Below are 843 nucleotides of genomic sequence, written 5' to 3' on the forward strand. Positions count from 1 at the left end.
GTAGATGCCGTTATGAGCGATCAGCTCTTGGTGCGAGCCTTGCTCTACGACGTTACCTTTGTCGAGAACGATTAAGCGATCCATCTGGGCGATGGTCGACAATCGGTGTGCTATTGCAATTACGGTTTTGCCTTGCATGAGCTCGTTCAAGCTTTCTTGGATAGCCGCTTCGACTTCTGAGTCCAGAGCTGAAGTTGCTTCATCCAGCACCAACAGCGGCGCGTCTTTCAATAACACACGAGAAATAGCGATACGCTGACGCTGACCACCAGACAACTTCACGCCTCGTTCGCCAACTTGCGCATCGTAGCCGACATTGCCAAATGGGTCTGTCAGTGTTTCGATGAACTCGTGAGCGTGCGCTTGTTTCGTCGCTTTAAGCAGTTCCTCTTCTGAGGCGGTTGGGTTGCCGTACAAGATGTTATCTCTTATTGAACGGTGCAAAAGAGACGTATCCTGTGTCACCATACCAATTTTCGAGCGCAACGAATCTTGCGTGACGTCAGCAATGTTTTGACCGTCAATCTTAATGCTGCCTTCTTCCACATCATGGAAGCGTAACAGCAAGTTCACCAACGTGGATTTGCCTGCGCCAGAGCGCCCAACCAAGCCGACCTTTTCTCCAGGTTTGATGTCGAGATTCAGATGGTTGATGACGCCTTTGTTTTCACCGTAATGAAAGCTGACGTTATCGAACTGGATGCCACCTTGAGATACGACCAAGTCTTTCGCATTCGGTTTGTCTTGGATATCGATAGGTTTGGACAGTGTTTTCATGCCATCCACGACAGTACCCATGTTTTCAAACAGGGCTCCTACTTCCCACATGATCCACATCGACAT

Annotated in this window: 1 protein-coding gene; it reads right to left on the reverse strand. The window is 49.2% G+C overall.

The features are described 5' to 3' along the window. Positions 1 to 843: ABC transporter ATP-binding protein (locus R7Q46_RS26040; protein ID WP_318078063.1), on the reverse strand; the 843-nt coding region annotated here is incomplete at both ends.

Source organism: Vibrio sp. 811, assembly GCF_033339195.1.